Annotated in this window: 14 protein-coding genes; 12 read left to right on the top strand and 2 right to left on the bottom strand. The window is 33.4% G+C overall.

Annotated elements, in window-relative coordinates; all coding sequences use genetic code 11:
* The first annotated feature begins 133 nt into the window (after nucleotides 1-133).
* The 10 genes from J2T59_RS08880 to J2T59_RS08925 all read left to right on the top strand — a co-directional run bounded on the left by J2T59_RS08880 (nucleotide 134) and on the right by J2T59_RS08925 (nucleotide 13,104).
* Nucleotides 134-1,708 (top strand): cation-translocating P-type ATPase, encoded by a 1,575-nt coding sequence (locus J2T59_RS08880; RefSeq protein ID WP_259135583.1) that lies wholly within the window; start codon nucleotides 134-136, stop codon nucleotides 1,706-1,708.
* Nucleotides 1,709-1,785: 77 nt separating this feature from the next.
* Entirely contained in the window at nucleotides 1,786-2,643 is an 858-nt protein-coding gene (gene pheA, locus J2T59_RS08885) for a prephenate dehydratase (RefSeq protein WP_259135584.1), read from the top strand.
* A gap of 30 nt (nucleotides 2,644-2,673) precedes the next feature.
* Nucleotides 2,674-3,606, top strand: a complete 933-nt coding sequence (locus J2T59_RS08890) for a DUF7502 family protein (protein ID WP_259135585.1) — start codon at nucleotides 2,674-2,676, stop codon at nucleotides 3,604-3,606.
* Between the two features lie 51 nt (nucleotides 3,607-3,657).
* Nucleotides 3,658-4,632: an AAA family ATPase gene (locus J2T59_RS08895; RefSeq protein ID WP_259135586.1), complete on the top strand. Its 975-nt coding sequence runs from the start codon at nucleotides 3,658-3,660 to the stop codon at nucleotides 4,630-4,632.
* 60 nt (nucleotides 4,633-4,692) lie between these two features.
* A complete protein-coding gene (locus J2T59_RS08900; protein ID WP_259135587.1) occupies nucleotides 4,693-5,580 on the top strand; it encodes a DUF58 domain-containing protein in 888 nt (295 codons plus the stop codon).
* Nucleotides 5,580-7,469 (top strand): vWA domain-containing protein, encoded by a 1,890-nt coding sequence (locus J2T59_RS08905; protein ID WP_259135588.1) that lies wholly within the window; start codon nucleotides 5,580-5,582, stop codon nucleotides 7,467-7,469. Before J2T59_RS08900 ends, J2T59_RS08905 begins: the two co-directional genes overlap by 1 nt.
* Entirely contained in the window at nucleotides 7,469-10,024 is a 2,556-nt protein-coding gene (locus J2T59_RS08910; RefSeq protein ID WP_259135589.1) for a vWA domain-containing protein, read from the top strand. Before J2T59_RS08905 ends, J2T59_RS08910 begins: the two co-directional genes overlap by 1 nt.
* Nucleotides 10,025-10,210: 186 nt before the next feature.
* The gene (locus J2T59_RS08915; protein WP_259135590.1) at nucleotides 10,211-11,014 is read left to right on the top strand and encodes a response regulator; all 804 of its coding nucleotides are present in this window, start codon (nucleotides 10,211-10,213) and stop codon (nucleotides 11,012-11,014) included.
* A gap of 65 nt (nucleotides 11,015-11,079) precedes the next feature.
* Nucleotides 11,080-11,583 (top strand): TrpY family transcription regulator, encoded by a 504-nt coding sequence (gene trpY, locus J2T59_RS08920; protein ID WP_259135591.1) that lies wholly within the window; start codon nucleotides 11,080-11,082, stop codon nucleotides 11,581-11,583.
* 216 nt (nucleotides 11,584-11,799) lie between these two features.
* Nucleotides 11,800-13,104 (top strand): hydroxymethylglutaryl-CoA lyase-like TIM-barrel protein, encoded by a 1,305-nt coding sequence (locus J2T59_RS08925; RefSeq protein WP_259135608.1) that lies wholly within the window; start codon nucleotides 11,800-11,802, stop codon nucleotides 13,102-13,104.
* An 18-nt stretch (nucleotides 13,105-13,122) separates the two neighbouring features.
* Here J2T59_RS08925 and J2T59_RS08930 read toward each other — a convergent pair whose 3' ends face one another.
* Nucleotides 13,123-14,136, bottom strand: a complete 1,014-nt coding sequence (locus tag J2T59_RS08930) for an isocitrate/isopropylmalate dehydrogenase family protein (RefSeq protein WP_259135592.1) — start codon at nucleotides 14,134-14,136, stop codon at nucleotides 13,123-13,125.
* A gap of 123 nt (nucleotides 14,137-14,259) precedes the next feature.
* On the opposite strand from J2T59_RS08930, the gene J2T59_RS08935 reads away from it, so the two are divergent.
* Entirely contained in the window at nucleotides 14,260-15,105 is an 846-nt protein-coding gene (locus tag J2T59_RS08935) for a TatD family hydrolase (RefSeq protein ID WP_259135593.1), read from the top strand.
* Between the two features lie 158 nt (nucleotides 15,106-15,263).
* Complete coding sequence (gene uvrA, locus J2T59_RS08940; protein ID WP_259135594.1) at nucleotides 15,264-18,089, top strand: excinuclease ABC subunit UvrA; 2,826 nt, start codon at nucleotides 15,264-15,266, stop codon at nucleotides 18,087-18,089.
* Nucleotides 18,090-18,171: 82 nt separating this feature from the next.
* On the opposite strand, the gene purB is transcribed toward uvrA, so the two are convergent.
* On the bottom strand, nucleotides 18,172-19,515 hold the full coding sequence (gene purB / locus J2T59_RS08945) for an adenylosuccinate lyase (protein ID WP_259135595.1): 1,344 nt from the start codon (nucleotides 19,513-19,515) through the stop codon (nucleotides 18,172-18,174).
* Nucleotides 19,516-19,646: the final 131 nt, after the last annotated feature.

Raw genomic sequence — 19,646 nt, forward strand, 5'->3', positions numbered from 1 at the left:
CGTAATTGTGTTTGTTCTTAGTTTTTGTTGATTTTTCATCGAATAATACAAAGCTAAGAACACTTTTATTAATTGTGACTGGCAAACTTAGGTTGAAATTACGGGTGTAGGTTATGACTCAAGTGGTGATTTTTTGCTTACTAACAATAAGGTCGACCCATACCAATATCCTACACTTATTGAAACTTTAAAGGCCGGTTATTTGTGTAATGAGTCATCTTACAATGATGGAGTAATTACTGGTGATCCTACAGAAGGTGCATTGTTGATAGCTGCCAAAAAGATCAGTAGTTTTGAGCTAAATCATAAACAAGTTGATATCATTCCATTCGAGTCTGAAAGAAGATTCATGGCCACACTGAACGAAGATGAAAATGGGAAACGGGTAATATATGTTAAGGGGTCCCCTGAAAAAATATTAGAGCATTCGGACCATTATATTTCTGGTAGTGGAAAAGCTACTTTAGATGATTCGCGAGTAACAGCTATTACAAACAAAGCAGATGAAATGGCTTCACTGGGCCTTAGGGTAATTGGTCTAGCTTATTTAGAAATTGAATCCAATATTACAACAATTGAGCCTTTAGATATTAGTAATCTTACATTTGTTGGATTACAGGGAATGATCGACCCACCAAGAGAAGAAGTAAAAGAATCTATAAAGAAGTGTAAGTCTGCTGGTATCAGAGTAATCATGATAACTGGTGACCATGTACTTACTGCAAGTGCAATTGGAAGAAAATTGAGGATTGATTCAGAAGGGGCAATTAGTGGTAGTGATATAGATAAGTTATCTGATGAAGACGTTATAAAAACGCTTAAGCATGTTTCAGTTTTTGCTAGGACAAGTCCAGAACATAAGTTAAGAATAGTAAACTTGTTACAGTCACAAGGGGAAATAGTTGCAGTTACTGGTGACGGAATAAATGACGCACCTGCATTAAAAAGTGCAGATATTGGGATATCAATGGGAAGAACAGGTACAGAGGTTTCTCGTGACGCTTCAGACATGGTACTTACCGACGATAATTTTGCTACTATCGTAGCTGCAATAGAAGAAGGAAGAGATGTATATAGCAAAATACAGAAAATTATGGGATGGTTATTACCAACAAATGTGGGACTGGCTCTTATAGTAATGGTGGCAATTATTCTTGGCCTGACTTTACCACTCCTACCTGTACAAGTTCTTTGGATTAATATGGTCACTGCTGTATTTTTAGGTGTACCCATAGCAATGGAGCAAAGAGAAAAGAATCTACTGAAAACAAAGCCAAGACCTCCAAGTGAACCATTGTTATTACCTTTAATTAAGCGTAGAATCGCTTTGGTAGGTTTACTTATGGTACTAGGAGCTTTCACATTATTTTCTCTTGAAATTCAAAACTCTGGCGATATTGATAAAGCCAGAACTATTGTATTAAATACAATCATCTGTTTCCAAATATTCTACTTGTTTAATACAAAATCAATGTATGATTATGTGTTCAAAAATATTTTCACGAATAGATATATGTGGTTTGGTATTGCTACAACCATTATATTACAGACACTTATTACCTTCAATCCAACTATGAACTTTCTTTTTGGTACAGCTCCACTTACATTCCAATCTTTGATCATTATCATACCTATAGCAAGCAGTGTTTTCTTCATCGTTGAATTTGAAAAGTATCTATACAAGAAATTCAAATGGAATCAAAATTAACAATATGTATATTGTTTAGTTACAATTATATTTGAACTAATCAAAAGTTATATGAAATAAATTGAGTATTAACTATTATGATCATAGGTGTTTTGGGCCCTGAAGGCTCTTTTTCACAAAAAGCATCAAATCTTTGGCATGATAAATGTGATATTGATACGATTTCTCTAAATTACTATGGAGATATCCCCGATGTATTTCAGGCAGCTATAAAAAAGGAAATAGATGTTGGAATTGTGCCAGTAGAAAACTCAATTGAAGGTTCAGTAGGAATTACTTTAGATGAGTTGTTTGAGAATCCTATCAAAATCATAGGTGAGGTTATTGTACCTATCCATCATTGTCTAGTTTCAAAAGGTGATTTAGAAGATATTAAGATAATTTTATCGCACCCACAAGCTATAGCTCAATGTAGATGTTTTTTGAAAAAGTATTTCAATGAAACTGAAATAAGAACTACAGGAAGTACATCGCATGCCGCAAAATTAGCAAATGAGTTTAATGAAATGGCTGCAATTGCATCTTCTGAGTCTGCTGAAAACTACGGACTTAATGTATTAATCAAAGATGTCCAAGATAGAAAAAATAACTTCACACGGTTTATAGCAATATCTTCTAGCCAGAATAAGCAGTTGATGAAAACAATATTTTATGATTCATCCAATAAAAAAAATAATATATTCAAAACTTCACTGATATTTTATCTAGAAAATGATCATCCAGGTGCATTATATAATATTCTAGGTGAGTTTGCAACGAGAAACATCAATCTTACTAAAATAGAATCCAGACCTTCTAAAAAGGCATTAGGAGATTATATATTTTATATTGATCTAAGCGGTCATATAGATAATGATAAAGTTAGAGATGCTATCAATTCAGTATCTAAAAAAGTGAATGAAATTAAATTATTGGGTTCATACATCGTTCAATAGAAATAGACTAACTATAAGGATTAGAATGTAATGGAATTTGAAGGCGTAATTAAAACTTATGAGAAAGCTATCAAAAAATATAGGTTCATCTATACCCTATTAGAGTTCCTGATAATTACACTTATAGTTTATACAATATTCTTTTTATTAAACATAGATCAAGTCTTTAAAATAATACCATTTATTGAAATATATTCTGGTAGAACCTATTATCTTGCAGATTTTGGCGTACTTTTTGATACTCTTGCTATGTTTATAACAGCTCTAATATTATCTTTTTTGATTACACTCTCAATCCATCTAAAAAGAAAAAAGGGAACCACAATTGACCTAATTGAAGCCAAGTCAACCTTAGTTAGAGAGAGGTTGAGAACGGCTTATGATAATAGAGATAAAGAAAATATTATTGTTACTGATTTGATCAGAGGTCTAGTAGAAGATTTAACGGGATATACAGAAGACATACCTGATAAAAGTACAAAGAAATCATCTCAAGTTAAGCCTTCTGATATGTTTGATTCTAAAAGATTTAAGTTGACAGTCTTACTTCTACTTGCATCAACTTCAGCCTTTGTATATTTAACAAGTACTGACACTAGAACTGATTTCATGCCAGAAAACCTTATTGAGTACAGTGAAAGAATCCCATTTATTCCAGGTATAACTGATCCAAGTGATACTGTTCATTTTAGAGATGATCCAGATGATGTCAGTGACCCAATTCAAGTAGATGAAAAGCCAACTTTGGTCGTAGTTGATGGTGAAGAAATTGATCTAAGCATACCCCCTGGTGCAGACGCTGGGTTTGCAAGAGAAGAAGAAGGAGAACCACAGGTATATGATTTTAGTCCATCTTCTGCTTATGATGTTGGCGTTATGGCTTCTCCTACATATTATGAAGAGCTTCCACAAGGATATGAGGATATAATCAAAAGGTATTTTGAAGAAATGGCAGAAACTTAATATTAAACATTTATTTTTTAAATTTTGTTTTTATTGCGAGGAATAACTATTATGCAAACAACTGATATGAATGAGCAACGTTTAAAGCAAATGTATGACAATTCGCAGGAGATATTCTCAATCTTGTTCAATGAGATAGGCAAAGTCATTGTTGGTCAAAAAAGCGTAGTCGAACAAATGATAATCTCTATTCTTTGTGATGGTCACGCTTTGGTCGAAAGTAATCCTGGTCTTGGTAAAACATTGACTATCTCTACAATCTCTAAATGCATGGATCTTTCATTTAATAGAATACAGTGCACACCTGACCTAATGCCTGCAGATATCACTGGTACAAATATAATCGACGAAACAGAAGGTATTAAGAAATTCAAGTTTGAACATGGACCCATTTTTGCAAATATCGTCTTAGCTGATGAAATTAACCGTGCTTCACCAAAAACACAGTCAGCATTGCTTGAATCAATGCAAGAAAAACAGGTTACTTCTGGGAATAAAACATTTATTTTAGACAAGCCTTTTTTTGTATTGGCAACACAAAACCCAATTGAGATGGAAGGTACTTTCCCTTTACCAGAGGCTCAACTAGATAGATTTTTACTGAAGATTCAGGTTGATTATCCCTCATTTGAAGATGAAATCGAAATAATTAACCGGTATACATTAATTGATACACCAGAAGTAAGGAGTATTATTTCTAAAAGTGATATTTTTTATTTACAAAGACTAACACGTGAGGTTCCTATATCTGAAGAACTTAAGAACAAAGTTATCAAAATAGTCTCAACAACTAGGAGCTGGAAAGAGCATATCGAATATGGAGCTTCACCTCGGGCCTCTATTGGACTAATATTAGCTTCAAAAGCACATGCACTGATAAACGGCAGAAATTATGTTAGTGAAGAAGATATTAAAAAAATGGCTTATCCAATACTCAGGCATCGAATTGTCCTCACTTTTGAATCTGAACGAAAAGGAATTTCTTCAGAGCAAATTATTAGTGAACTTATTAAGAAAATAAATTAATAACAGAAATTATAAGTCACAATATATATTAATAGCCATATATATTTACTAAGAGTTAATATGCAAAAAGATGATCATAAAAGGCACAATATTGATTTAGACTTCTTTAGGCAGCTGGACCGTTTTTCTTTTATGGTAAAGAAGAAAGTATCAACAGCTTATGCAGGAAGTAGACGATCAATACAGAGTGGCCGGGGCCTTGAAACTATAGGATACAGGCAATATTATCCAGGTGATGAGTTTAAGTCCATTGACTGGAACGTTTATGCAAGACTTGAAAAATATTATATCAGAAAGTTTGAAGAAGAAAAGTCCTTGACAACTCATATTTTGCTTGACACTAGTAAAAGTATGGATTATAGAAGTAATACTATAAGCAAGTTTGAATATGGTGCTATGTTAGCTACAGCGTTTGCCTATCTTGTGACAAAAGATAATGATAAGTTTGCTATTTCTCCATTCTCTGAAGACATAATCACAAGAAAACCTAACAGAGGCCAAAAATACCTTTTCAATAATATAGATTTACTTACTAAAATAGAACTTGCAGGTAAGACAGATATAGAAAAAAGTGTAGCGAGCTATGAAAAAGCAATTAAATCTCGTTCAGTAGTAATAATTATATCTGATTTTTTAACTGATTATAAGGAAATAGAGTCTGCAGTTTTTAGATTATCTAAACATGATCTTATATTAGTACAAGTTTTGGATAAAGAGGAAGCTGAACTCAGTTTTCAAGGAAATATAAAACTAGAAGATGCAGAAACTGGTGATGAGCTGAATACATATATCAGCGAAAGTTTCAAAGAAGAATATCAAGATATGCTTAGTGAACATGTGAATAAGATCAAAGGGATATGTCATCGTTTTGGTGCAGATTTCTACTCATTTACTTCAGATACTCCAGTTTTTGACTCGTTCTTCTACGCTATTAGCAGGAGGAAATAATGGTTTCCTTCGATAATCCTTTAGCATTGTTGGCTTTGTTGAGCATAATCCCACTAATTATACTATATCTATTAAAACCTAAACCTAAAATAATAAAAGTACCTTCATTGCTATTTTTAATGAAAGTAGAAAATAACAAAAAACGTTTCTATTCTTCATTGACTAAAATTATCAAAGATCCACTTTTTTGGGTACAGTTATTTGTATTAATACTATTATCATTAGCTGCAGCAAGTCCTTACTTTACAACTGATGAACCATTAAGCCAAGAACATACTGTACTAATAATCGATTCATCAGCCAGTATGCAAGCAAACAATATTTATCAGGATGCTCTAAATCATGCAGAAGCTCAAATTACTAGAACAAATACTATAATATTAGCTTCTAACACTCCAGAAATCGTGCTTAATAGAGGAAGTTCTACTGACACTAGAAGAGTATTGAACCAATTAAGCCCAAATGATGTTATTGCAGATGTTTCATCTGCAATGAATAGAGGGGTTCAAGAAGTTTCAGAGCATGGTGGAAAGATTGTTGTCATATCAGATTTCACTAACTGGGATGGAGAAGATCCTGTTATAACAAAGAGTTTGATAGAATCTTATGGTATTGAAGTTGAGTTCATTAACGTTGGTCGAAGTACAGGTAATGTAGGGTTCATTAATGGATGGATTGATCTGACCGCTGATGGTTATACATACAGAGGTATAATAAAGAATTACTATGACAGAGATATTACTATAGATTTGGCTATATTTAATCAGGATGATGAAGTCCCATTTGAATCAAAAAGTTTGACAATACCTGAAAAACAAACAAGGCAGTTTTCTATACCAGCACTTGGACCAGGCATAACTAGAGTCGAAATAGAAAACGAAGATAGTTTTATGGTAGACAATATTGCTTATATTTCAGTTCCAAGAGAAATTGAGCAAAACGTGCTGCTTATTTCTGATCAAGATAAATTGCCGTCTAAAACAGCCCTCTCAATAATACCAAATGTTAGGTTAAGTATTGCTGATACAGTACCATCAGAACTTGGCACATATGATGCGATTATTGTTGCAAACAAAGAAAAAGATGGTATTTTAACTAACCATGAGGTAAATGCGGTTGAGAATTATGTTAAACAGGGTGGTTCTGCGATATTTGTCGCTAGTGAAGCATTAGATCCCAATGAAGTAGCTACTGATTTATTGAGATTATTACCTGTTAGAGTTGGAGATGTTGTTGATAAACCAAGAGGTGTGACTCTAAATAAATTAGTAACTAATAGACTTACAGAAGACATTAATTTTGAGGAAGTTGCCGTATATAAATACTTGGAAGCTACTCCTAGAAGTGGTGCTAATGTTCTTGTTGAAACTGATGATGGTACTCCTATATATTCGCATCACAGTCTAGATCAAGGTACTGTAATATACATTGGATTTAACGATGGTTTGAAACAAGAACCTTGGAACAATTTTCACAACTTACCTGAGTATCCAGTATTTTGGTCTAAATTGATTAATTGGATAGGTGGAACTGGAACAATATCTGACTTTAATGTTGAGACAGGTACGGTCGTTTCTTTTAGAGATACACAGACTATCAAAACACCTAATACTGAAATTGAAACTAATAGGATTCAAATGAATACCGTCGGAGTATACGAGATCGGTGCACAAAATATTGTAGCAAACCTTTATTCTGAATCCGAGTCCGATACAACAAAAGATGGTTCTGATGTGATGAATAGGGTTAGTGAACAAGACACTGAAACTGAACCACCACAGGAAACAATGTTTGAAATTAAAAATTTTATTGATGATTATCTCATCTATTTAGTGATTTTACTTATCATACTAGAAATTATTATAGTTAAAAGAAGGGGTGAATTGTAATGATTACGTTCGAAGCCCCTGAGATGTTATGGTTAATACTTCCATTAGTAATACTTACAATTTATTTCCTTAAAGGTGATACTAAAACAAAAATTCCTTTGGTCAGATTCATTGTATTTGTCCTAATAATTATAGCACTCGCTACACCTCAAGTTTTAACTACACATACTGTTACCGATGAAGAGCCCAATATTGTTATTATTTCAGATGAAACCGAAAGTATGAGATTGTTTGAGGAAGGTATCGGTGATAGGTTATATGAAAGTTTAGTACCGCATACTCCAACTTCACTATTTAGATTAACGGGTGAAAGGACTGCAATTGGAGACTCAATAGTTCAACATTCAAGAGGTAACAACCAAATTGTCCTAATATCCGATGGAAATAGTAATCATGGAAAAGATATAGAAGATGCACTTGAAATTGCGAGTGATACTGGTACTTTAGTCCACTACATAAAACCAAATCTCATACAGAATGATATCAGTGTACAAATAAAAGGTGAAAAAACCGTTCTTGTTGATAATGAAAATTCTTTTGACATTGTAATAACACAAGCAGGAAATGATGAAATTAGATATAAACTTGAAGTTTATCATGGAGATTCTTTAATAAGAAGTGGAACATTTGATCAATCAAATAAAGAAAAAACAATAAGTGTTTCAAGAACTTTTAGAGAATTGGGTGCACACGAATTAAGAGTTGAAGTTACACCAATAAATTTTGAATCCAATTCGATAAATAATAAGTTTTACAAGTCAATATATGCAATACCAAAACCACAAGTACAGTTTATTACCGATGATACATCTTCACCTCTTGCAGAAGTTATACTAAATTTATATGATGTTTCAATGAGAAAAGAACTAGATAATTTAGACAAAAGAAAAGCCCTTGTTCTTAACAACCAGCATATAGATACATTTTCTGAATCTGAGGTTCAGCAAGTTGAAGAGTTTGTGCGTGAAGGTGGCGGATTAATTGTAGTTGGTGGTGATCAATCTTACAATTATGGTGGTTATCTGAACTCTTCTTTTGAAAAGATATTACCAGTAATTTCAACTCCTGAAGAGTACGATGGAGGTAGAAATATAATAATGCTTTTAGATATATCTTTATCAACCTTTGTACATACACTAGAAGATGATGTTGTTACTGGAGAAGTTACTGTATATTCAAACTATGCAAGCAGTGCTATTAATATAATTAATGATGAAAGACTTTTTAATGAGAACCTTGGACTGATTTTATTTAGAGATAAAAGCATTCCTGTGACCGATGGATTAGTACCACTTAGATACCAATCTAATAGAGATCGAATTGTTGAAAGTATAAATGAAGAAACATTTGAAACTTTAAAAACTCAAGAAGTAATTGCATTATTGTATGAACAAGGTCGCTATGAAACAGCTTTAGATTCCGCTTTATTGGATGCTAAAGAATGGTTGAAACGAGAAAGTGGCGATAGTACGATATTAATTATATCAGATGGAGATTTAGCAAGTGATAAGGACAAGGAGCAAGAATTATATCAAAAAAATCTAGAAATTGCACAAAGTATGGTAGATGAAGGTACCAATATTGTTTTTGTCCATATACCTCCTCATGAAGGTGCAGGTCCTGGTCAAGCTAGCGATTTCATGACAGAACTAGGTCTTGAAGAAAACTATGTTTTCACTGATAGTGCAATAGAATTAGGTGAAATTACAGGTTTAGACTATGATGCACCTGATGAAGATGAACCCATAGACATCGATGAATGGCAATTAATTGAGTTTAATCCAAACCACTTTATCACAAGAAATACTGAGCTAGCAGCTAATATAAGTGGATTTAATGCAATTACTCCTAAGCCAGGTGCAGATAGGGTTGTAAGGACAGAGACTGGTGAATCTATATTAACAACATGGAGATATGGATTAGGTAGAGTTGTTGCCTTAACTACAGATGATGGATATGGAAATGGAAACAGATGGTCTTCTGAATTATATGCTGATGAAAATGCACGTATTATATCTTCTTCAATAAATTGGGCCATTGGGAATCCTTATGAAGAAGAAGGTGCTATACTTGAAGCCTCAGATAAGTGGTTAGGGACTCCTACAATACTACAGCTGACAATGTACAATCAAGAAAGTGTCCCTAGATTAACTTTTAACAGCCAAGAAATAGATATGTCAATGATTGGAAGAAATACATATCAAGGTGAATTGAGTTCAGACATTAATGATCGTAGTTTGATAGGAGTAAAGCATGTTTCTGGATATCCTATTGCAATAAATTACCCACTAGAATATAGAGATATTGGAATAAATAAAGATGTTGCAGGCCATAATGGGAGAACTGGGCTAATTGAAGACTACGGTGGGAAAGTGTATACTGAAGAAGAAGCTAAAGCTACATTGTTAGATGATACAAGAGAAATGTCCGAGAGAACAGTTACAGAACCCGTTGACTATAAACCATATTTTATCTTGGCTGCTTTGATGTTATTTTTAGCAGATGTAATTATGAGAAGATTAAAGGAAGTAAAAAGACTAAGAAATCAAAAGTGATAAATTAACCTTAACTTTTAATAGTATAAAAAAACTATATCTATAAATAGTAAATGTACGCTTTCCAATTACTAATACAATAATTGTTTTTTAGTTTACATAATACATAATCTATCAATATATTGAAACTAAATCAAACTACTGTTATTAAATTTAAAGTTACATTCACAATGGAGTTGTTTAGGGATGGATAAAGTTAAAGTACTGGTCGTTGAAGACGAGATTATTGTTGCTCATGATATAAAAGCCAGGCTGGAAGATTTAGGGTATGGTGTGACAGGCGTGGCGATAACTGGTGAAGAAGCAATAGAAAAAGCAGAATATACCTCACCTGACGTTATCTTAATGGACATTGCACTTAAAGGTAATATGGATGGTATACAAGCCGCTGAGGTTATACATGAAAAATATGATATTCCGGTAATTTATTTGACAGCATATTCAGATGATAAAACGTTAGAGAGAGCCAGAGTAACACAACCATTTGGATATCTACTTAAACCATTTGATGAAAAGGAGTTACGATCTAACATTGAAATGACCTTATATAGGCATAACCAAGAAAAAGCAAAGCACCAAGAATCCGAAAAATGGCTTACAACAACACTTGATAGTGTGGGCGATGCAGTGATTGCTACAGATACTGAAGGGTATGTGAAGCATATTAATCCATTTGCAGAAGCATTAACTGGATGGAGAAAAGAAAATGCTATTAGTAAAAAGATTGGTGAAGTGCTAAGTCTTAAGAGCGAAGTAAGTGAAGATGTTCTAGAAGATCCTGTCCAAAAAGCAATCAGAGAAGATATTTTTTATGGACTTGCAGAAAATACTTTACTGGTTTCAGCAGATGGGAATAGCACCCCTGTAGATATTGTAGGTTCTACAATAAAAAATGAGAACAAGGAAATTATAGGTATTGTATTAAATATTTATGATATCAGTGATAGAAAACAGGTAGAACAGAATATCAAAGATAAAGCTAAAAAGTGAAACATTCATCAACATAGCTAGTTTGTTATAAATTAGATCTTGTTCTATAAGAATATGGGATTATTATGTTGAATGAATTATTCAAAAAATTTGAAAAGCATCCTGCTCAAGAAAAAGTATTAAAATTATTATTCAATCGTGGATTTCGTGTTTCAGAAAAAGGCAAGGTCACATCAGGAAACATTGAAATCCCACATACACAACTTGCTAAAGAGGCAGGTGTTGACAGGCGAGTGATTGATGCCACTACAGAAACAATATTATCAGATAAGCTGTTAAAATCAATTTTTGCTAATATACAATCAATTGCCTTTTTACGAGATGTAGCACCTTTAATGGACTTAGGTGTAATTGTAATTACACCTAATAATGCATACAGTAGCGGAATATTATCAGATGTAGCAGGAGTTATATCAACTTATGGTATTAGTATAAGGCAAGCTGTATCAGATGACCCATATCTTACAGAAGACCCACGCCTCACACTCATTACTGATAAAAAAATTCCCGGCGAAGTTGTAGATTTAATTTTGGAACTTCCAAATGTAAAAGGAATTAGTATATATTGAAGGTAGTCTTTAACCACAGTTTTTTGAAAGAAAAACATTTTAATTATAAGTTAGTAAAATAGTGGTTAGAACAAAAAAGGTTCTCAAATTTAATCTGATTTTTTAAATTAGCATTTTTTAAATAAAAATATACCTTACTCTATAAATGATATATAATCAGTTATAGGTTGAAAATAAATACATTTTTTGATATCTGGAGGAAATAATATGGATCCCATGAATACATACAGATCATACGAAGACCTTCCTAAAATAAAATTGCCTATGGAACAGCCCATATTTATTAGTGATAGCACTATACGTGATGGATCTCAGATGCCTGGGATTATAATGAACACTCAATTAAAGTACAAGATTTATCAGTACTTGAATAAAATTGGTATTGAAAAATTGGAGACTTTTGTATATCATGATAGAGATAAAAAAGCTATCAGAATGATGCTTGATCACGGATATGAGTTTCCAGAAGTAACGGGATGGGCACGGGCAGTACCAGCAGATATTGATCAAGTCTTGGCTATAGATGGAATCGAAGAGACTGGTATACTTATGTCAGTATCAGATTCCCATATTATTGATAAGATGGGGTTATCTAGCAGAAAAGCAGCTGAAGATAAATATTTAAATGCTCTCCAATATGCAGTAGATCATGGACTCAAGACAAGAGCCCATATTGAAGATATGACAAGAGCTGATAATACTAATTTTGTGTATCCTTTAATTGAAAAAATAATGGATATTGATTCAAATTGTATTATTAGATTATGTGATACGGTAGGGTATGGAGTGCCATTCTCTAATGTAGATGAACCTTTTGGAATACCCTCAATTGTAAAACAGTTAAAATCAAATCTTGGTGTAAAAAATATTGAGGTTCATACACATGATGATTTTGGATTGGCTGTAGCAAATACTCTTGCAGGATATTGGTATGGTGCAAACTGGTCAAGTTTAACTTTTTTGGGTATTGGAGAAAGAGCAGGGAATGCTGAGCTTGAAAAGATACTTCTTTTCTTAACACAACGTGTTGAAGGATTTGAAAAATATAACCTTGAATCTATTATTGAGTTTTCAAAATTTATGGAAAAAGAGATTGGTATCAAGGTTCCACGGAACAAATCTGTTGTTGGTAAAAATATTTTTGCACACGAGTCAGGAATACATTCATCTGGTGTGCTAAAAAATCCTTTTACATATGAACCATATCCACCAGAAGTAGTTGGTGGTGAAAGAGTGTTTCTGATTGGTGATTCTTCAGGCCTAGAGTTGCTTAGACATAAAGTCCAAGATACATTAAATGATTTTATGGACATTGAAATTGAGCTTAAAAAAACGGATCCAAGATTAAAAATGATTCAACAAGAAATACAGGAACTATACGATACTGAAAAAAGAATATCTTGTATTTCTGATGAAGAAATAAGAGCATATGTGGAGAAATACTTTGTATTTAAACCAATTGCTAGGCAAGAAACGCATCATGAAAGTATATATGGTGAATTTAATGAAGAAAGGGATTGAATAAAGACCTTTCAACATTTACATCTTTTTGATAATCTCGTTTTTCATTTCGCTTAATTTTGCGGTACCACCAAGGTCATATGTCACATATTTACCCTCAGAAATTACTTCCTCGGTCGCTTTGAAGATTGACTCAGCTTGATTCTTCTCACCTAGATACTCAAGCATCCATGCACCTGCTAATATTGTGGCTACTGGATTGACTTTATCTTGTCCTGCATATTTTGGTGCGGAGCCGTGAGCTGGTTCAAACATGGCATAATTATCTCCAATATTTGCCGAGTATATCAAACCAATACTTCCTACAAGTGCAGAACATTCTTCACTTATTACATCCATGAAAAGGTTGGTTGATAACAATATTTTTTTGTTAAATAGTTGTGGGTTCTTTATCAGTTGTTGGGCAATATTATCGATATGATATTCCCATACATCAATAGCTGGATAGGATTGACCAACTGATTCAACTTCCTCTAAAAATGTTCCACATGTTTGTTTCAATATATTGCTTTTATGTATAGCTACAACTGTATCATAGTTCCTTTTCTGGGCCTCTTTAAAAGCAAAATTTGAAACATTTCTACTTGCTGAACGTGTTATTTTCCTAATTGCAATGTATACATCATCTGTCAGTTTGGCTTCTTGGCCTATATACATTCCTTCGGTTCCTTCTCGAACACAGACAAAATCAACATCTCCTAGAGGTTTATTTGTATTTGGAAATGTTTTTATTGGACGTACGTTAGCAAATAAATTATATCTTTGTCTGATTGAAACTGCTACGCTTTTTGGAGAGCCAGCACCACCTGGAGTTGTTGTGGATCCTTTAAAACAAGCGTTGGAACTTTCAATCACATCCCATGTTTCATCAGGTATTAAAGAATCTCCTCCATTTGCTTTCCACCAAGTTTCTCCTGCTTCACATGTAATGAATTCTACATCTGTACCTGCGGCATTAACCACATCTAACATTGCATCTACAAGATCTGGGCCTACCCCATCTCCTTTAATAACGGCTGCTGTTTTACTCATAAATTATCACCTTTTGAGTTCATAATAAGCTTTTTTAATATTAAAAGCTTCACTGTTATAATCAAAACTTATTTCTACCAAACTCTGATATACGTCTTGCAATAAAATATTGCTGGTGTTTTTATGAAACAAATAATGCCAATACTTGATAACCACATGCATATTGATCCTAGAGGAAGAGGACTGAATGCAATAAAGGATTTTAAAAATGCGGGTGGTACCCATATTATTTTGGTATCAAAGCCCAGCTGGACTCTATCTGCTAAAACAATAGAGAATTCAAATGAATATGTAGCAGTATATGAAGAGACAATAGATATTGCTAAAAAAGCAAGAGAGATTGGTGTAACAGCTTTTCCAGTATTAGGTGTTCATCCTGCTGAGATTACAAAGCTCACTGAATCATTCAAGCCAAAAGAAGCTGTTGAAATCATGAAAAGTGGGATTGATATAGCTGCCAATTACGTAAAAGAACAATATGCAATAGGGATTAAAAGTGGTAGACCACATTATCCTGTATCAACTGAGATTTTGGATTTATCAAATGAAGTTATGGAATATGCTTTCGAAATTTGTGCGGAAATCAATTGTGCAGTACAGTTACATACTGAAGACACAGATGAACAGACAATTATAGATATAAGTAAACGTGCAAGAAAAAAAGGAATGCCACTAGAAAAAGTCGTTAAACATTTCTCACCACCACTAATCTCAGAGTTTACAAATGCAGGTATTTTCCCAAGTGTTCTAAGTTCCAAAAAAGCTATTGATACTGCACTCGAATGTGGTACAAGGTTTATGATGGAAACTGATTATATCGATGATAATAATAGACCAGGAGCAGTACTTGGGCCAAAGACAGTACCAAAAAGAACATTTAGTTTATTAGATATTTATGGGGAAGAAGTATTTTGGAAAATCCATAAGGATAATCCTGAAAAAGTATACGATATCAAAATAGAGGTTTAATAGTGATTTTGTGCCTAGAGGCTCGATATTCTTCGATATTAACTGGAATATTTCTGTTACGACAAAAAAATATTGATAACGAGTATTCTTCAATAGCTAAATAAGCATCATATTCTTAACAAAACAACTAAAATTATTACTACAAGATTGGTAAAATCATGTCACTTAATAACATTATTATAAAGGGTGCAAAAGAACATAATTTGAAAAACGTCGATCTAAACCTTCCTAGAGATAATCTAATTGTGATTACAGGATTAAGCGGGTCGGGTAAATCATCTTTAGCTTTTGATACTATTTATGCAGAAGGACAAAGAAGGTATGTAGAATCTTTATCGGCATATGCAAGACAATTCTTGGGCTTGATGGAAAAGCCAGATGTTGAGTATATTGAAGGATTATCACCGGCTATTTCAATAGAACAAAAAACCACTAGTAAAAATCCAAGATCAACTGTTGGAACTGTAACCGAAATATATGATTATCTTAGATTGTTATTTTCAAGGATAGGTGTTCCTCATTGTCCTGAATGTAAAGTTATCATTGAACCTCAGAGTGTAGATCAAATTGTTGACAGTATAAATAAAATACCCCACAAATCTAAAATTCATATACTTGCACCCATTATAAGAGAGCGTAAAGGTGAATATAAAAAATTATTACATGATATTTCAAAAGAAGGTTTTTCTAGGGTTCGAATAGATGGTGAAGTATTAACTATAGATGAAGCACTTAATGTCGAATTAGGCCGATATCATAAACATAATATCGAAATAGTTGTTGATAGGCTTGTTATAAAAGAAAATATTGATGATAGAATTGCAGATTCCGTAGAAGCTGCAATTGAAAAAAGTGGTGGTACAGTAATTGTACATGTATTAGATGACAAAGAACTCGTTTTCAGTGAAAAGCGTGCATGTCCTTCATGTGGTAAAGGTTTTGAAGAATTAGAACCTGCTGCTTTTTCATTCAACAGTCCACAGGGTGCTTGTACTGGATGTCATGGTTTAGGTACATCAATGGAATTCGATCCTGAATTAATTGTTCCTAATGAAGAACTATCATTAAGACAAGGAGCAATTGATCCATGGAATTCTAAAGATGGATACCACATGCAATCGTTAGAATCTTTATCTAAACATCTTGGTTTTTCAATGGATGTGCCATATAACGAACTTGATCCTAAAGTGCAGAATATAATAATGTATGGAACAAAAGAAAAAATACCTTTTTTACATGTAGGACGAAGAGGTGGTGTCTGGAAACATACAGGTAAATTTAAGGGAGTGATTGCGAATCTTTCTAAGATATATGAAAAAACTGATTCCGAAAGTACTAAAGAAAAATTAAATAAGTATATTAGTACAAATCCATGCACTTCTTGCAAAGGAGCAAGACTAAAACCAAACAGCTTAGCTGTAAAAATAAAAGATACAAATATAATCGAAGCTACTGAAATGTCAGTTCAGAACTCACTTCACTTCTTTGAGCGTGTTGAGATGAACTTAACTGCTCGTGAATATACTATTGGAAGACTTATTTTAAAAGAAATAAAGTCACGTCTTGGCTTCCTTATAGATGTGGGATTGGATTACTTAACATTAGATAGATCTGCAGCTACTTTGTCGGGCGGAGAGGCTCAAAGAATTAGATTGGCAACACAGATCGGTTCTAGCTTAATGGGTGTGTTGTACATATTAGATGAACCAAGTATAGGTTTACACCAAAGAGATAATTTGAGGTTAATTAACACACTTAAAGATTTAAGAGATATTGGGAACACAGTTCTTGTGGTTGAGCATGATGAGGAAACTATACTAAATGCAGACCATGTTGTTGATATGGGGCCTGGGGCTGGCGTTCATGGTGGTTATATTGTAGCTGAAGGTACGCCTGAAGATATTTATGAAAACGAAGATTCTTTAACTGGTAAGTATTTGAAAAGGGAGCTATCTATAGAAATTCCAAGTAAAAGAAGAGTTGCTACTAATTTCCTTGAATTAGAGGGTGCAAGTGAAAACAATCTCAAAAATATAACAGCAAAATTCCCATTATCAACACTCATTTGTATTACAGGTGTTTCTGGGTCTGGCAAAAGTACCCTTATAAGTGAAACCTTAAATAAAGTATTAGCTCAAAAGCTTCAGAGGTCTAGACAAAAAGCAGGTAAGTATAAAAAAATTAAAGGTATTGAAAATCTAGATAAAGTAATTACCATAGATCAATCGCCAATTGGTCGTACACCACGATCAAATCCTGCAACATACACTAACTTATTCACACCTATAAGGGAGCTCTTTTCACAGACTCAAATGGCAAAAGCTAGAGGTTATAAGCAAGGAAGGTTTAGTTTTAATGTTAGAGGTGGAAGGTGTGAAGCATGTTCTGGTGATGGTATTATAACTATAGAAATGCATTTTTTACCTGATGTATATGTGCCTTGCGAAGTATGCCATGGAAAAAGATACAATAGGGAAACCTTAGAGGTTAAATACAAAAATAAATCAATCGCAGATGTGCTGGACATGACTGTGGAAGAAGCTTTAGACTTTTTTGCAAATATCCCTAAAATTGAAAGGAAGTTAAAAACACTTAATGATGTAGGATTAAGTTATATTAAATTAGGTCAATCTTCAACAACACTCTCTGGAGGAGAAGCTCAGCGTGTGAAGCTTGCAACTGAGCTCAGTAAAAGGCCTACTGGAAAAACACTATACATCCTTGATGAGCCAACAACAGGATTACATTTTGATGATATTAAAAAACTTCTTGATGTATTACATAGGCTGGTAGAATCTGGAAATACTGTCATTGTTATAGAGCATAATCTGGACGTAATTAAAACAGCTGATTGGATAATCGATCTTGGACCAGAAGGGGGAGAAAATGGTGGTGAGATTATTGCAGAGGGTTTTCCTGAAGATATTATTAAAGTAGAGAATTCTTATACTGGAGAATTTTTGAAAAGGATTATAAATTTGTAAATATAAAAAGAATACTACTCTATGAACAAATAGAGTGATTCTTTTTTTAAAAAAAATTAAGTCGTTTTTTTGCATATGTTTTTTATTCTGCCATGGGCTGAAGTTTTCCGGTTAGTTTTTCAACCTGTTCTACAGCTGTGCCAATGTACATATCTGGTGTGACAAGTCTTGCAACTTCTTTTTCGGATAAATGCAATGAAACTGTTTTATTTTCCATGAGTGTTTGCTTTAAGTGAAGTCCAGATTCGTGTGATTTCATTGCACAACTTCTAACAATCTCATGAGCCTCCTGTCTACCTACTCCTTTCTTAGCAAGTTCTATCATGACAGCTTCACCCATGTTTAAACCATTAGTAAATGTTAAATTTCTTCTTATATTGTTAGGATAGAATCTTAATCCCTCTAATACCTCAATTCCAAGTTTTATTATATGATCTGTAAGAATACATGTTTCTGGAAAAATAATGCGTTCACAAGATGAATTTGTAAGATCACGTTCATCCCATAATGTATTATTTAGAAGTTGGGGTTCCACCATCGATCGCACAATTCTTGCAAGTCCACCAATTTGCTCTGATTTTATAGGGTTCCTTTTATGTGGCATTGTTGATGAACCAACTTGTTTTTTGCCAAAGCTTTCTTCAACCTCTGCTATTTCGCTTCTTTGAAGTGTTCTAATAGCTATACCAATTTTATCTAATGTTGTTACTGTGTTTGCCATCCACATTACAAGTTCTGCATGCCTATCTCGCTGAACAATTTGGTTAGAAACATCAACTGAGTTAATTCCCAGGTTTTTCATAGTTAACTCTTGGATTTGCATACCCTTTTTCCCAAAGGCTGCTTGAGTTCCTACAGCACCTGACATTTGGCCTACAAAAATACGTGGTTTCATTTGATTTAGGCGTTCAAGATGTCGAGAGATTTCTGACGCCCATATTGCAAACTTTAAGCCATAAGTCGTGGGTACACCTATTTGTCCATGTGTACGTCCAGCACAAACGGTATACTTGTGATCAGACGACTGTTTTAACAATACTTTAAGTAAGTTTTTCAGTTTTTTTTCCATTATTAAGATAGCATCCTTTAACTGAAGAGCAGTTGCTGTATCTAAAATGTCATTGGATGTGGCTCCAAAATGTACCCATTTTCCCGAATCTTCTGGACATTTTTCTGAAATAGCTAAAACTACAGCCATCATATCATGATGTATTTCATCTTCTATTTCTTTGACACGTTTAAGTTCTATTTTTTTAATAGATTCAGCAATGTTTTTTGCAGCATCTTCTGGAATAAGACCCACTTCAGCTTCTGCTTTTGCTAGTGCTGATTCCACCCTAAGGAGTTTTTCGAGTCTATTTTCTTCTTCCCATACATGCTTCATTTCAGAAGTTCCATATCTATATTCTATCGGATGAATTGCCATCTATAATCTCCTCATATAACAATGATAATATCTAATATTAGGCTAAAACACTTAATTGTATTTATTTGCTATTCTAAAAATGAGATAGAAGCATAAAAAGAAGATACACGATAAAAAAAACGTAACTACAG

Origin of the sequence: Methanosalsum natronophilum (assembly GCF_024808815.1) — an archaeon.
GTDB classification, from domain to species: Archaea; Halobacteriota; Methanosarcinia; order Methanosarcinales; family Methanosarcinaceae; genus Methanosalsum; species Methanosalsum natronophilum.

Bases quoted from the DNA above. Each gene is read 5' to 3' on its own strand.
- J2T59_RS08900 (WP_259135587.1), top strand. From the start codon at position 4,693: ATGCAAAAAGATGATCATAAAAGGCACAATATTGATTTAGACTTCTTT.
- uvrA (WP_259135594.1), top strand. From the start codon at position 15,264: ATGTCACTTAATAACATTATTATAAAGGGTGCAAAAGAACATAATTTG.
- J2T59_RS08930 (WP_259135592.1), bottom strand. From the start codon at position 14,136: ATGAGTAAAACAGCAGCCGTTATTAAAGGAGATGGGGTAGGCCCAGAT.
- purB (WP_259135595.1), bottom strand. From the start codon at position 19,515: ATGGCAATTCATCCGATAGAATATAGATATGGAACTTCTGAAATGAAG.
- pheA (WP_259135584.1), top strand. From the start codon at position 1,786: ATGATCATAGGTGTTTTGGGCCCTGAAGGCTCTTTTTCACAAAAAGCA.
- J2T59_RS08895 (WP_259135586.1), top strand. From the start codon at position 3,658: ATGCAAACAACTGATATGAATGAGCAACGTTTAAAGCAAATGTATGAC.
- J2T59_RS08890 (WP_259135585.1), top strand. From the start codon at position 2,674: ATGGAATTTGAAGGCGTAATTAAAACTTATGAGAAAGCTATCAAAAAA.
- J2T59_RS08935 (WP_259135593.1), top strand. From the start codon at position 14,260: ATGAAACAAATAATGCCAATACTTGATAACCACATGCATATTGATCCT.
- J2T59_RS08915 (WP_259135590.1), top strand. From the start codon at position 10,211: ATGGATAAAGTTAAAGTACTGGTCGTTGAAGACGAGATTATTGTTGCT.
- J2T59_RS08925 (WP_259135608.1), top strand. From the start codon at position 11,800: ATGAATACATACAGATCATACGAAGACCTTCCTAAAATAAAATTGCCT.
- J2T59_RS08910 (WP_259135589.1), top strand. From the start codon at position 7,469: ATGATTACGTTCGAAGCCCCTGAGATGTTATGGTTAATACTTCCATTA.
- J2T59_RS08905 (WP_259135588.1), top strand. From the start codon at position 5,580: ATGGTTTCCTTCGATAATCCTTTAGCATTGTTGGCTTTGTTGAGCATA.
- trpY (WP_259135591.1), top strand. From the start codon at position 11,080: ATGTTGAATGAATTATTCAAAAAATTTGAAAAGCATCCTGCTCAAGAA.